Here is a 12631-nt window from a genome sequence, read left to right as displayed (position 1 = left end):
GCGATTGGATATACAATGAGCCTCATAGCTGGCAGCCTTGGGGGCGCCCTCGCCTTCGTCGAAGCCGTCGATGCGGGCACCTTTACCGCAGCGGCGGCGCGGCTACGCCTGACCAAATCGGCCGTCGGTCGCAAGGTGCTGCAGCTCGAGCAGCGGCTGGGCGTGCGCCTGCTCAACCGGACAACCCGCCGCTTGAGCCTGACGGCCGACGGCGAGATCTACTACGAGGCCTGCCGGCGCGCGCTTGCGGGGCTCAGCGAGGCACAGGACGTCATCGCCGCCGGGCGACAGGCGCCGGCGGGCGTGGTGCGGCTAGCTCTGCCGCTGGCCTTTGGCCGCCGCTGGGTGGCGCCGGTGCTGTTCGGGCTGGCCAAGGACCATCCGGCGCTCCGGCTCGAGATCGGCTTCGATGACCACCGCGCCGACCTTGTCGACGACGGCATCGACCTCGCCGTGCGCCTCGGCCCTCTCGCGGACAATGCCTCACGGACCGCCCGACGGCTGGGCACGCAGCGTTCGCTGTTGTGCGCCAGCCCCGCCTACCTGGCCACGGCCGGGACACCCGCCGATATCCAAGGGCTGGCCCAGCATGCGCTGCTGGTCTACGGCCGGCGCGACTTCATCAACCCATGGCCACTGCCCGATGGCAACGGAACCATGCTCTACCAGCCGCAAGCCAGGCTGATGATCGGCGACGGCGATGCGCTGTTGCAGGCGGCGGTCGCCGGCTGCGGCATTGCCTTCCTGCCCGACTGGCTCGCCGGCAACAGCTTGCGTCGCGGCGAGCTGGTGCCAGTGCTGATGAGCTCGGCCGTGGACACTGCCCCCATCCACCTGCTGTGGAGCGCCGGCCGCGTCGTACCGCCGCGCATGCGCGTGATCATCGATGCATTGGTCGCCCACGCCGCCTTGCTGCACGAGCGGTCATGAGCTGCCGCTACGCAGGTTCCCTGCGCTTGTGAAGGAACTTAGGCCCGAACGACGCCCAGGTTCGGATCAGATTTCCAGATCGTCGATGATGCGGGAGAGCGTCGAGCGGCCAAGCGCACTCATGGCGGGGTTGGTGCTCCGATAGTACCAGACCAGGCCCATCGCCTGCTGGAAGGCCCATGCCGCTCCGCGCTGCCACTCGAGCTGGCTTGATCCAAGATGGGCACGCACGGTTTCGCGCCGACTGCGATCAAAAAGATGCCATGCGGCGACAAGATCCAAGGCCGGGTCGGCCGGTCCGAAGCTGCCGCAGTCGAGCACACCAACAAGGCGGTCCCCACGCACCAGCAGGTTGGCCGGAATAAGATCGCGATGGCCCAGAACGTCGGGACCGGACGGCGGCAGTTCACGCAGCCGAGCCCAGATGCGACGGAGCCGAGACACGTCCAGGAGACCCTCGCTGTTGTTGAAACAGATCGACATCCACTCGTCGTGGTCCGGAAGACTGCCGCCCCTCCCTTGCCCATCAAAACGACGTCCATCCGTGGTCGCTGCCCGCAGCGCCGCAATCAGCCTGGCAATGTCGCGTGCGAAGGTCGCGCAAGCAGCAAGCCCATCGTGCGTGGCAACGTCACCTTCTATCCAACTCTGCATTGCCCAAGGCAGCGGATAGAGCGGGCCCGGTTGACCAAGCCCGAGCGGTCGAGGACAGGCAACCGAAGAATGCGCGGCAAACTCGGTCATGGCCGCGGCTTCGTTGCGCAGCATATTGGCGCACTCGACAGGCGCCATCGCACGCAGCGGGAATCTTGCCGCTACACTCGATCCGATCCTGAAGATTGCATTGACCGTACCGATCGCGCCAAGCTGCTCGATCTTCTCGTGGCGGTGCTCCGGGAACTGGTCGAAGACCATCGCGCGAACGATATCCGCATCGATATGGATCTGGTCCGAGTGCATCATGGTGCTGGCGTCTCCCTGCCAATTCTTCGCCGAATGGCGGGACAAGCGTCGATGGCATGTCCGCATCCGCCACGTCACACAGCGCCAGATGTCCCGGCAGATGACACCAGCAGAAACGTCAATTTTGCGAAGCCTAAACAGCCAGACCCGGCCGCGTCTGCAACTCCTCGGTCCGGGATAGATACAGGTCGCGCAGATCGCGCTGCCTGAGCATGAGGTCCAGGATGCCATCCCTCGATTGCCGGATATGACGGCGGGATTCGCGGCAGGCCGTGTCGGCGTCCCCGGCAGCGATCGCTTCAACGATCATGTGATGGTCGTCACGCGCCGCCTTCCAGTCGTTCAACTGGGTCAACTCCATCCAGACATAGACCTGGCACTTGTCCAAAAGTCCGTTCAGCATTTCCGCGAGCATGGCGTTGGCGCTAAATCGCGCGATTGCGCGATGGATTTCCATGCCGGTCTGCATCTCTTCCAGCCGGGCGCGAGGAGCCGAATCGGTTTGCGCCAGGCGCTCGCAGTCCGCGACCAAGCCGCGCAGCAGCTCCACTTCATCGAGGGTGATGCGGGCGATCGCCAAGGTCGTCGCATAGGCGTCCAGCTCAGCCCGGATGTCGAACACATTCCGAAGCATCGTCTCGTCAAATTGAACCACCGCAAATCCGGTGCGGGGACGTTCGACCACAAGCCCGTCACGCTCCAATCGATTGAGCGCCTCGCGCACCGGCGTCCGGCTGACCTGAAGCTGTTCGACGAGCTCGAGTTCCGTAATTCGCCTACCCGGTGACAGCTGCCCGGTCACGATCATCGCCTTGATCGATTCATAGGTCGACTGACGCAAATGGCCGCGGGCAACGTCGTTCATCGGGGCTCCTAACACCGGCTGGCGTCAACGCGGCAAATAGGTACCGGTTGACTCGCGCATTCGCAAGCGCATATTGTATACAACAAAGTATGCAAAAAGCGTAGTCAATTGCTGCCCTACCCGAAAGGGGAATTGGGCAGGCTGGGGGAACGTCATTGATGCAAGCAGACATGGTGGTCACGAACGCAAGAATTCTGACCATGGACCCGACCCGGCCGACGGCTTCTGCGATGGCAATCGCCAACGGACGAATCCTCGCTGTTGGCGACGCAACCGAAGTGCTGCCGCTTGCCGGCAATTCGACGCGGATAATCGACGCTGCCGGCCGAAGCGTGCTGCCGGGCTTCATCGAAGCGCACATGCATGTGTTTGGCGGCGGCGCCATCCTCAATGACCTGTTGCTGACGGGCACGAAGGGTGAAGCCGCGATCCGCGACAAAGTGCGGGCTCACGCGGCGGCAAATCCGGAGGCGAAGGTCCTTTTCTGCCAAGGTGCCGATTACGACATGCTCGACGGCAGGCCGATCGACCGGCATTTCCTCGACAGCATTCTCGATGACCGGCCGCTGGCCTTCGTGGCCTTCGACCATCACACGATGTGGGCGAATACCATACTGCTCAAGGAAGTCGGGCTTCTCCATGGAAAGGCACTGGGGCCCGGCAACGAGGTGGTCATGGGCGGGGACGCCCTCGCCACCGGCGAACTGCGCGAAGTCGAGGCCTTCGGACCGGTCAATGTCTATGCCGGCACCTTTCGTTCGTCGCTGGGGCTTTCCACGGGAGGCGAGCCGCCCGAACCGCCAACGCCAGAGGAAAGGGCGCTGGACCGGGCATCCATAAAAGCCGCCCTGGCCTGGTGCGCCAGGCACGGGATCACGTCGATCCACAACATGGACGGAAATCTTTACACGCTGGAACTGCTCACCGAGATCCAGGAACAGGGCGCCCTGCTCTGCCGCGTCAAGGTTCCCTTCCATTTCAAGAACTTCATGACGGTGGCCATGCTGGAAAAGGCGTCCCGCATGAATGACGACTATCGCGGAGACTGGCTGAATTCCGGTCTCGTGAAGGCGTTTTATGACGGCGTGATCGAAGGCTACACCGCTTATCTCGTCGACGGCTATGCTGACAGGCCCGACTTCACCGGGGAACCGCTCTTCACCCAGGCCCAATTCACGGAAATGGCGATCGAGGCGGACCGGCGCGGTTTGCAGATCGCCGTGCACGCGATCGGCGACGGCGCGGTGCGCTCGGTCCTGAACGGCTATGAAGCCGCCGTGAAGGCCAATGGCCCGCGGGACGCGCGCCACCGGGTCGAGCACATCGAGGTCATCCAGCCCACCGACATTCCGCGCTTTGCTGCCCTTGGCGCGATCGCATCCATGCAGCCGGCGCATCCCCCAGGCGTGATGGATTTCCCGCTTGAACCGGCCAAGACCCGCATCGGGCCCTATCGCTGGCCGCTTGCCTATGCCTGGCGGACCTTAAAGCAGGCGGGAGCCCATGTTGTCTTCGCGTCGGATTGGCCGGTGGCGCGAATTGATGTCCTGGCTGGCATCCACGCGGCCGTCAACCGCAAGCCCTGGGCGCCGCATCTGCCAGACCAGAGCTACACCGTCCACGAGGCGATTGCGGCCTACACGATCGAAGGCGCCTATGCCGAACACGCGGAGGACCGGAAGGGACAACTCAAACCCGGTCATTTCGCCGATTTTGTCCTCCTATCCGGCGATATCGAGGCCGTTTCACCCGAGGAGATCAACACCCTCTCACCCGCACTCACCGTCTGCGGCGGTCGCGTGACCTTCGAGGCCTGATATGCTGGCATTGTCCCAACCCATCCAGCCGCAAACCGCCGATCGTCGCCTGGCGGTCCAGGCGATCGGCCTGCATAAGAGTTATGGGACCGGCGCTTCGGCCTTTCTGGCGCTTGACGATGTGTCGATCGACATTGCCGAAAACGAGTTCTTTACGTTGCTGGGTCCGTCCGGCTGCGGAAAAACGACCCTTCTGAGGCTGATCGCCGGGTTCAACTTTCCGACCAATGGACAAATCCTGCTCCGCGGCAAGGACATTGCGGCGCTTCCGCCGTTTCGGCGGCCCATCAACACGGTTTTCCAGAACTACGCACTCTTTCCCCACATGTCTGTCGCCGAGAACATCGGTTTCGGACTGAAAATGCTGGGCTGGACGAAGTCCCGGAGCGTGGATCGCGTGGCCGCGATGCTGAAACTCGTGCGGATGGAAACGCTTGCCGACCGGCGGACCAGTGAAATCTCCGGCGGGCAACAGCAGCGTGTCGCCCTGGCCCGCGCTCTGGCTCCGCAACCGGAAGTGCTTTTGCTCGATGAACCGTTGTCGGCCCTCGACTACAAGCTGAGAAAGGAAATGCAGGTCGAACTGAAGCGGCTCCAAACCGAAACCGGCATCACTTTTATCTTCGTGACGCACGATCAGGAGGAGGCCCTGGCAATGTCCGATCGCATTGCCGTCATGAACCGTGGACGGGTGCTCCAGGTTGGCCGTCCGCGGGAAATCTACAACGCTCCGGTGGACAGGTTCGTCGCCGACTTCATCGGCGAATCGAACATTCTGAGCGGCCGGCTTGTCGGGCAGGCGGCTGCGGATGCTCACCAGGTCAGAATTGCTGGCGCTGTCGCTACCGCCTACGGCAAAGCCGGAACTTCCGGCGACGGGACGGTTCAGGTCCTGATCCGCCCGGAACATGTCGACGTCCTCGACTCCCCGTCATCGGACTGCATTCCTGCAGTCGTCGAGGACGAGGTTTTCGTTGGGACGGACACCCGCCTTCAATTGCGCCTGAACGACGGTTCGACTTTCACGGCCCGCCTGACCAACAGCCCGGAACAAGAGAAAATCAGGACGTCCGGCACACAGGTATGGCTGCGAATCCATAGCCATAGCGCCCGGCTGCTCGGAGGCGACCATGTCCAGCATCGCTGAGATGGCGGCCACACGCCGAACCGCCGAAGGCCGGCGCCGCTGGTTGCTCAAGGCGCCGGCGCTAGCGACCATCGTGATCGCCTCTGTCGGGCCGCTTGCAGTGATGCTTGTCTATTCGGTGATGGCAAAGGGTGCCTTCGGCGGGGTCGCGCTCGGTCACTTCAGCCTCGACGGCTGGACGAATGTCTTTGTGGAGCGGGATCCCTTTGACGACACGCTCGTACTGGCCGACGCCAATCTCATCATCTTCTGGCGTTCCATCAAACTGGCACTGGTAGCGACGCTGGCCACGCTGCTCATCGGCTTCCCGACCGCCTATTACATCGCCACCCGGCCCGAGCAGGTCCGGTCCCAATGGATGCTGCTGATCACGATCCCCTTTTGGACCAATCTTCTGATCCGCACCTTCGCGATCATGGGCCTCCTGTCCAATCAGGGGCCGGTCAACAACATCCTCATCTGGGCCGGGTTGATCGACAAGCCCATGCAGATGCTTTTCACGGACGGGGCGGTTCTCCTGGGGCTCGTCTACGTCTACCTGCCGCTCATGGTGCTGCCGATCTATGCGAGCCTCGAGCGGATGGATTTCAACCTTGTTGAGGCAGGGTACGATCTTTATGCGACGCGCTCAAAGGTGCTTTGGCATATCGTCATCCCCTCCTGCAAGCCGGGCCTGATCGCCGGATCGATCCTCGTCTTCATCCCCGCAATCGGCGCCTATGTGACGCCGCGCGTCCTGGGCGGGGGAAAGAACATGATGATGGGCAACCTGATCGAACTGCAGTTCGGTCAGGGTCGAAACTGGCCCCTCGGGGCAGCACTGTCCATCTGCCTCCTGGTGATCGTGACAGTGGCGCTCATCATCTACATCCGCGGAAGTTCGGGTAAGGAGAATGCGCATGGCGGCTAGTCAGCACGCATTCGATTTGAAGGCGCAGCCAGGCTTCAGCATCATTGCGCGATTGGCGATCGTCGCTCTCTATTTGCCGATCCTCATCCTCGTCGTGTTCGCCTTCAACGCGACCTCCTCGCTCGGCGTCTGGGGCGGCTTCTCGTTCGATTGGTTCGTCAAGGCCTGGCACAACGACCTGATCATTAACGCAGCCCTCTTCTCTTTGTTTCTTGCCACCGTGGCCGGCGTCCTGGCGACCGTCATGGCCACGATGGCTGCCATTGCCATGACCCGAACCGACGCCTATCGCGGGCAGTTGGTCTCCTACGCCCTGATCAACCAGCCTCTGATCGTTCCTGAAATCGTAACGGCCATCTCGCTTCTGATCGTGTTCGCCGCAGTCAAGTCGGCAACCGGCTACTCGGGCACCGGCTATCTGGTCCTGGCGCACACGGCCTTCTGCATCCCGTTTGCGTATCTGCCGATCCGCGCTCGGCTGGAAGGCATGGATCTGACCCTCGAAACCGCGGCAGCCGATCTCTATGCGGATCCGTGGAAGGCGTTCCTGCATGTGACGCTTCCGAGGCTGGCGCCCGGCATCGTAGCGGGTTTCATGCTGGCCTTCGTCATTTCGCTCGATGATGTCGTCATCACCGATCTGGTGAAGTCCGGCGGACAGGAAACCCTGCCGACCTACATGCTGGGTCAGATCCGTCGAGACATGACCCCCGAAGTCAATGCTGCCGCCACCATGCTTCTGGTGCCCTCGATCCTTCTGGTGACGGCCGTGCATCTGATCAACCGCAAAAAATAAGCAACCTTACAGAGGAGTGACAAGCATGCGATCCATATTGACGGCGCTGACATCGGCGATGCTGCTCGCGGCAGCAAGTTCAGCGGCCCTCGCGGAGGAAGAATTGAGCCTCTACAACTGGGGCAACTACACCAGCCCGGAACTCCTGGAAAAATTCAAGAAGGAAACCGGCATCAAGGTCACGGTGACGGACTACGACTCCAACGATACCGCGCTGTCCAAGGTCAGGGCGGGCGGCTCGGGTTTCGACATGGTGGTTCCGTCGGCCAATTTCGTGCCGATCTGGATCAAAGAGGGGCTCCTCCTTGAATCGCGGCCCGACCAGATGCCGAATTTCAAGAATGTCGACGAACGCTGGGTGAATGTCAGCTGGGATCCGGGCCGTCATTACTCTGTGCCGTGGCAGTGGGGTATGACTGGGCCGGTCGTTGCCACTTCCGTCTACAAGGGTGACATCAACACCAGCGCAATCTGGCTCGATCCGCCGCAGGAACTGAAGGGCAAGATCAATGTCGTGCCCGAGAAGAACGATGTTCTCTATGCCGCCATCCGGTACGTGGGCGGCACTTGGTGCACCGGAGACAAGGCGCTGCTGAAGAAGGTTCGAGACAAGCTGCTTGAAGCCAAGAAGTCCTGGGTCTCGATGGATTACGGCATCGAAAAGATGGACAGCCGCGATACGCTGGCCCAGCTCTACTACAATGGCGCCGCATTCCGGGCGCGGCAGGTCAATGCCGACATAAAGCTCGGCTTCCCCAAGGAAGGCTATTCGCTGTTCATGGACAGCGTAGCAATTCTCGCCGACGCGCCGCATCCGGACAATGCCAAGAAGTTCCTGAACTTCATCATGGCGCCTGAAAACGCGGCCCTGATTTCGAACTTCGCGACCTATGCCAACGGCATCAAGGGCTCGACCCAATTCATGCGCGACGACATCAAGGCCGCGCCCGAGTTGAACATTCCGGCGGAGTACATTGCCGCCGGCGGCTGGCAGGAAGTCTGCCCCGCCGAGGTCGACGAACTCTATACCCGTATCTGGACCGACCTGATGAAGTGATGTTGCGTGCTCCGGCGGAGACCCATTCTCCGCCGGAGCCCCCGAATCTCAATTATCCGGGGACCCCTGGCAGGCACACGTGACTTCCAGCCAATGAGCGATCGCCTGCGCCGCTTGGGCTAATCGAAACCCCAACCCCATTGGTCGCGAGGGCCGCCGACATGACGGATCTGGTTGCTATCTGGCGGCGACATCGTGCCACCAGGCTGCCCACGTCATAACTACCAACTCGCGATCGATGCGCCAGCCTGACAGCGCTATTCCGGCAGCCCCGCCTTTCGCAAACCTTCTGCAAGCAGAGCCATATCGGCCGGACGGCTAGTTGAAACGACGTCGGCGAGATTGGAAATTCGTTGGCCGGGATCGAGGGCGAGCATTCGGCTCACCACTTTTTGCGCATCCTCGGTTCGGCCCGCGTGAGCATAGCTTGCAGCGGCAAAGCGCAACGACCCCAAAAAGTCGGGCTTTTCCCGCAACGACCTTTCAGCCCAAGATGATGCCTCCTCAAATCGACCAGCGAAGAGATGAGCCACCGCAACCGCATTCTGCATGTCGAACATGAGCGGGTCGACTGGGCTCATGCGTATCGCGGTCGCCAGGTGCCGGAGCGAAGTTTCCGTATCGCCGAGGTCGGCCCTGACCCAGCCGCTGAATAGCCACGCGGTAGCCAGGTTCGGATTGAGCGCAAGCGCGCGATCAATGAACGCTGCCCCGCTATTATTGTCGCCCACGACGTAGGCGAGCGCGGTCCCGCCGCGGGAAAGAGCGATCGCGTCATCCCTGCCCAAATCCACGGCCTTCAGAGCCAGGCGCTCGGTTTCGGCGGTTTCCTGCTTGCGATCCGTCATCCAGCCGTTGGCCTTGCGCATGACGGCACACCAGGCGGCCATGCCGTATGCCGAGGCAAATTCAGGGTCGAGTTCGATGGCTTTGTAAAACAACTGAAGGGCGTCTGCGGTGGATTCCCTGGTCAACTGGTGGAGGCTTGCTATCCCGCGCAGATAGTAGTCGTAAGCGTCAAGGTGCTCGGTCGGCTTGCGCTTGGCCCGCTCGATCTCTGCCTGTTCCAGCTTCGGAGCGATCGCTCCAACGACACTGCGGGTGACTTCCTCCTGCAGGTCAAAAACGTCCTCCAGCCCGCCGTCGAAACGGTCGGCCCATAGATGTGCTCCCGTTGTCGCGTCGATAAGCTGCCCGGTGATGCGAATCCTGCTCGCCGCCTTGCGCACGCTCCCTTCAAGCACGTAGCGCACACCAAGCTCGCGTCCGACCTGCTTGATGTCCACTGCCCGCCCCTTGTAGGTAAAGCTCGAGTTGCGCGCGATGACGAACAGCCAGCGCGTCCGGGACAGCGCGGTGATGATCTCCTCAACCATGCCGTCAGCGAAGTAGCCCTGCTCGGGGTCGCCACTCATGTTGTCGAATGGCAAGACCGCGATGGACGGTTTTTCGGGAAGCGTCAGCGTGTCCCGTGTCGAGAATGCCGAAGTGGGTTTTGCTCGACTGACCCGATAGGCGCGCACCGCCTCCACGATGTTGTGGACCTGATGGCTGCCGAGGTCGGTGTAGGCATAGTCCAGTTTGCCTTTGACCTGCTCGTAGACGTTGCTCGCGACGCAGACGCCGCCAGGTTCTGCAAGCTTCTCGAGCCGCGCGGCGATGTTCACGCCATCACCGTAGATCGTATCGTCCTGTGCAATCACGTCGCCCAAATTCACTCCCATGCGGAAAGTCATGCGCTTGTCTTCGGGCAAACTTGCATTGAGAGCGGCCAAACCCTCCTGGGCTTCGACCGCACACTGCACCGCGTGGACTGCGCTGGCGAATCCGACAAGAAGGCTGTCGCCAGCGGAACCGACGATGCGTCCGTGCGATGCTGTGATCTTGGGCTCGATCACTTCAGCGCGAAGCCTCTTCAGCTGTGCAAGCCTGCCAACCTCGTCGGCTCCCATGAGGCGGCTGTAGCCGACGACGTCGGCAGCAAGAATTGCGGTGAGGCGTCGCTCCATGCCTGTGTCCTGCCTGCCCATAGGTCGAAGCTTCGGCACGGCGAGCGTATGCTAGTCCTACCGCGAATGCGAGCGTGCAGTGCCGACGCCAGCAGCGATCAACTCACCACGTCCTTTTGGCTTCCTCACATGGCGTGGTTTGTGGTCCGATCGCGGATGCTGCCGAAGGGCGACTTGGGGTCGGCTCACGACATCAGACCTTGGAGGTTGAACGTTCCGCTATCGTTTATTCTTGCACAAAAGCGGATTTATGGAGCACTCCAGACTACGCTGACCCCTACTCCCACTCGATTATTTACTTGGCGTATAACCCATTGAAATTACTGCCCAATATTTCCTGGTCTGCTACAATTCCGGCATGAAGGCCGTAAAAAAATTACGCTATTAATTTCAAAGACAAAAAATGCCGCAAAAATTTTTTGAGGTTTCGGCAACTATCGGCAGCAGTCGGCCAATTTTACGCCACCTTGTAGCGCCCGCCTGCGCCCTTGGCCGTTGGAGAGAGTACCGTCACGCCCCAGATTGACGCATTTTTCGCGTGCGAAATCAATGGTCATGTCAGGCTGGAGGGCCATCGTTTTCTACAGAAAATCAATACGTTAGCGGGTGGTTAGCCAACCCTTTCCTTCGTATTCTCTCGTATGGCCTGGCGAATCCAAGTATCAGGAGGAGTACTGCGAGGGATGTGCGGGATAGGCTGCCGGTCATGGATGCTCGGCGACGACGCCGGGACTGTTCCACGCCTTCGGCTTCTGCGGACACGGCCCAACTCGGTCCGGCCGTCGGCGATGCCATGGCCGAACTCATTACGACCGGTCGTAACGAAACGCCGCTCGATGATTTCAGGATCGATCGCTTCAGCGGCGCGGCCCAGCGATCTGAATTGATCACAATTGGCCTCCCCAAGGCCGGTAGCAATGACCTCTTTTGGGAAACGCCAAACCTTACCGCATCGGCCGATATCAGGCGCGAAGCTGCCATTGCGTGGAGGAAAAACGGTCGCTGAGTGGCCGGATCTGCTTCCTGAATGAATTTTGGCGAACCGCTTCGTAACCATTGGGACGGCCAAGCCGTTTCTGACGCGGTCGACGATCTGCGTAGTTCAGACGCGAGGGGGTGCAGCAAGCTGCTTGCTCTTTGTCTCAGCGCAACGAGCCTCCCGGAAAGAGGATGCAAGATACCCGCTTCCAAGACGCGAGCAAGCGGCATGAAAAGCAAGATCAACGACGATGCGACGATGGACGAAATCATGCACGGGTCGCCGGCCGCCGTCCGGGTCCTGCTACAGCACGGCATGCTTTGCGTCGGCTGCCCGATTGCTTCGTTCCACACCGTTTCCGACGCAGCACGGGAGCACGATCTGGACGAGGAACAACTCAATAGTGATTTGCAGGCGGCGATAGAGAATTCCGACCCCGACTAGCTTTTCTCGGCACGGCCTTCCGCGATCAGAAGGAGCCGGTGAGGTTCGACTACGGTCACCTTTTGACGCCCGCTTTTGACCAATCCCTGGTCTTCCCATGCCGACAGCAGCCGGCTCACCGTATGGAGTGTCGTGCCCGTCATCTCGGCAATGTCCTGTCGTGAGATGGCGAAGTCGATGAGAATTCCTTCTACGGTCTTCTTGCCAGTCTGCTTGACCAGCTTGAGCAGCGCATGGGCGACGCGCTGGTCCACCTGCTCGGTGGCCATCTCGATGACACGCGCATGGGCATCTTGGAGCCTTGTGCCGACAGCCTTGTAGGTGTTGGCGCTGAAGCTCGGGAAACTGGCAGCGAATGTCGGCCTAGAGATGGCTTGGCCAGGCCAGAACCACGCAATCGACGGCGGCGATTGCGTTCGCTGGATAGGTGGTGCGGCCAAGCGCATAAGCGATGCCCATCAGTTCTCCTGGACTTATGTAGCGCACCGTCACCTCATGACCGTCGGGCGTCGATTTCACCACGCGCACGTGGCCGTCCAGCAGTAGGAAAAAGGAATGTGCTTCCTGCTCCTGCTCGAAAACCGGCTGGTCCCGAGCGATCCGCATCGACTTCGCCTGCCCGACTATTCGATCGAGATCCGCGGTAGTCATGCCCTCGATAGACCAACAACCCGGCAATCAGCGATCGATCGAGGCTTGCCAACTGCCATTCCT

The 12631-nt window shown here is 61.1% G+C and carries 10 protein-coding genes and 2 pseudogenes; 8 read left to right on the top strand and 4 right to left on the bottom strand.

The window, feature by feature from the left end:
* Positions 1-15: 15 nt before the first annotated feature.
* The gene (locus EN846_RS04470; protein ID WP_127308715.1) at positions 16-930 is read left to right on the top strand and encodes a LysR family transcriptional regulator; all 915 of its coding nucleotides are present in this window, start codon (positions 16-18) and stop codon (positions 928-930) included.
* A 66-nt stretch (positions 931-996) separates the two neighbouring features.
* On the opposite strand, the gene EN846_RS04465 is transcribed toward EN846_RS04470, so the two are convergent.
* A complete protein-coding gene (locus EN846_RS04465; RefSeq protein ID WP_187331230.1) occupies positions 997-1893 on the bottom strand; it encodes an aminoglycoside phosphotransferase family protein in 897 nt (298 codons plus the stop codon).
* Positions 1894-2026: 133 nt separating this feature from the next.
* Complete coding sequence (locus tag EN846_RS04460) at positions 2027-2758, bottom strand: GntR family transcriptional regulator (protein ID WP_127282681.1); 732 nt, start codon at positions 2756-2758, stop codon at positions 2027-2029.
* A gap of 158 nt (positions 2759-2916) precedes the next feature.
* On the opposite strand from EN846_RS04460, the gene EN846_RS04455 reads away from it, so the two are divergent.
* From EN846_RS04455 to EN846_RS04435, 5 genes are read left to right on the top strand one after another with little or no spacing between them, the layout of a single operon-like run.
* Entirely contained in the window at positions 2917-4575 is a 1659-nt protein-coding gene (locus tag EN846_RS04455; RefSeq protein ID WP_127390795.1) for an amidohydrolase, read from the top strand.
* Between the two features lies 1 nt (position 4576).
* Positions 4577-5722 (top strand): ABC transporter ATP-binding protein, encoded by a 1146-nt coding sequence (locus EN846_RS04450; protein ID WP_127308714.1) that lies wholly within the window; start codon positions 4577-4579, stop codon positions 5720-5722.
* On the top strand, positions 5706-6632 hold the full coding sequence (locus EN846_RS04445) for an ABC transporter permease (RefSeq protein ID WP_127284780.1): 927 nt from the start codon (positions 5706-5708) through the stop codon (positions 6630-6632). The genes EN846_RS04450 and EN846_RS04445 overlap by 17 nt, the downstream gene beginning before the upstream one ends.
* On the top strand, positions 6622-7428 hold the full coding sequence (locus EN846_RS04440) for an ABC transporter permease (protein ID WP_127284784.1): 807 nt from the start codon (positions 6622-6624) through the stop codon (positions 7426-7428). Before EN846_RS04445 ends, EN846_RS04440 begins: the two co-directional genes overlap by 11 nt.
* Positions 7429-7453: 25 nt before the next feature.
* Complete coding sequence (locus EN846_RS04435) at positions 7454-8485, top strand: extracellular solute-binding protein (protein WP_127308713.1); 1032 nt, start codon at positions 7454-7456, stop codon at positions 8483-8485.
* Positions 8486-8742: 257 nt separating this feature from the next.
* Here EN846_RS04435 and EN846_RS04430 read toward each other — a convergent pair whose 3' ends face one another.
* On the bottom strand, positions 8743-10494 hold the full coding sequence (locus EN846_RS04430; RefSeq protein WP_127308712.1) for an adenylate/guanylate cyclase domain-containing protein: 1752 nt from the start codon (positions 10492-10494) through the stop codon (positions 8743-8745).
* Between the two features lie 708 nt (positions 10495-11202).
* On the opposite strand from EN846_RS04430, the pseudogene EN846_RS04425 reads away from it, so the two are divergent.
* Positions 11203-11356 (top strand): annotated as a pseudogene (locus EN846_RS04425) (FAD-binding oxidoreductase); the annotation flags it as partial.
* Between the two features lie 345 nt (positions 11357-11701).
* Positions 11702-11917 (top strand): DUF1858 domain-containing protein, encoded by a 216-nt coding sequence (locus tag EN846_RS04420; RefSeq protein ID WP_127284777.1) that lies wholly within the window; start codon positions 11702-11704, stop codon positions 11915-11917.
* Here EN846_RS04420 and EN846_RS04415 read toward each other — a convergent pair.
* Positions 11914-12620: pseudogene (locus EN846_RS04415) on the bottom strand (Crp/Fnr family transcriptional regulator). The gene EN846_RS04420 and the pseudogene EN846_RS04415 sit on opposite strands and share 4 nt — an antisense overlap.
* Between the last annotated feature and the right edge of the window lie 11 nt (positions 12621-12631).

This window comes from Mesorhizobium sp. M4B.F.Ca.ET.203.01.1.1, assembly GCF_004791025.1.
Classification (GTDB): Bacteria; Pseudomonadota; Alphaproteobacteria; order Rhizobiales; family Rhizobiaceae; genus Mesorhizobium; species Mesorhizobium abyssinicae.
This window is presented reverse-complemented; position numbering and strand designations above follow the sequence as displayed.

Bases quoted from the DNA above. Each gene is read 5' to 3' on its own strand.
- EN846_RS04450 (WP_127308714.1), top strand. From the start codon at position 4,577: ATGCTGGCATTGTCCCAACCCATCCAGCCGCAAACCGCCGATCGTCGC.
- EN846_RS04460 (WP_127282681.1), bottom strand. From the start codon at position 2,758: ATGAACGACGTTGCCCGCGGCCATTTGCGTCAGTCGACCTATGAATCG.
- EN846_RS04465 (WP_187331230.1), bottom strand. From the start codon at position 1,893: ATGATGCACTCGGACCAGATCCATATCGATGCGGATATCGTTCGCGCG.
- EN846_RS04445 (WP_127284780.1), top strand. From the start codon at position 5,706: ATGTCCAGCATCGCTGAGATGGCGGCCACACGCCGAACCGCCGAAGGC.
- EN846_RS04420 (WP_127284777.1), top strand. From the start codon at position 11,702: ATGAAAAGCAAGATCAACGACGATGCGACGATGGACGAAATCATGCAC.
- EN846_RS04440 (WP_127284784.1), top strand. From the start codon at position 6,622: ATGGCGGCTAGTCAGCACGCATTCGATTTGAAGGCGCAGCCAGGCTTC.
- EN846_RS04435 (WP_127308713.1), top strand. From the start codon at position 7,454: ATGCGATCCATATTGACGGCGCTGACATCGGCGATGCTGCTCGCGGCA.
- EN846_RS04470 (WP_127308715.1), top strand. From the start codon at position 16: ATGAGCCTCATAGCTGGCAGCCTTGGGGGCGCCCTCGCCTTCGTCGAA.
- EN846_RS04430 (WP_127308712.1), bottom strand. From the start codon at position 10,494: ATGGAGCGACGCCTCACCGCAATTCTTGCTGCCGACGTCGTCGGCTAC.
- EN846_RS04455 (WP_127390795.1), top strand. From the start codon at position 2,917: ATGCAAGCAGACATGGTGGTCACGAACGCAAGAATTCTGACCATGGAC.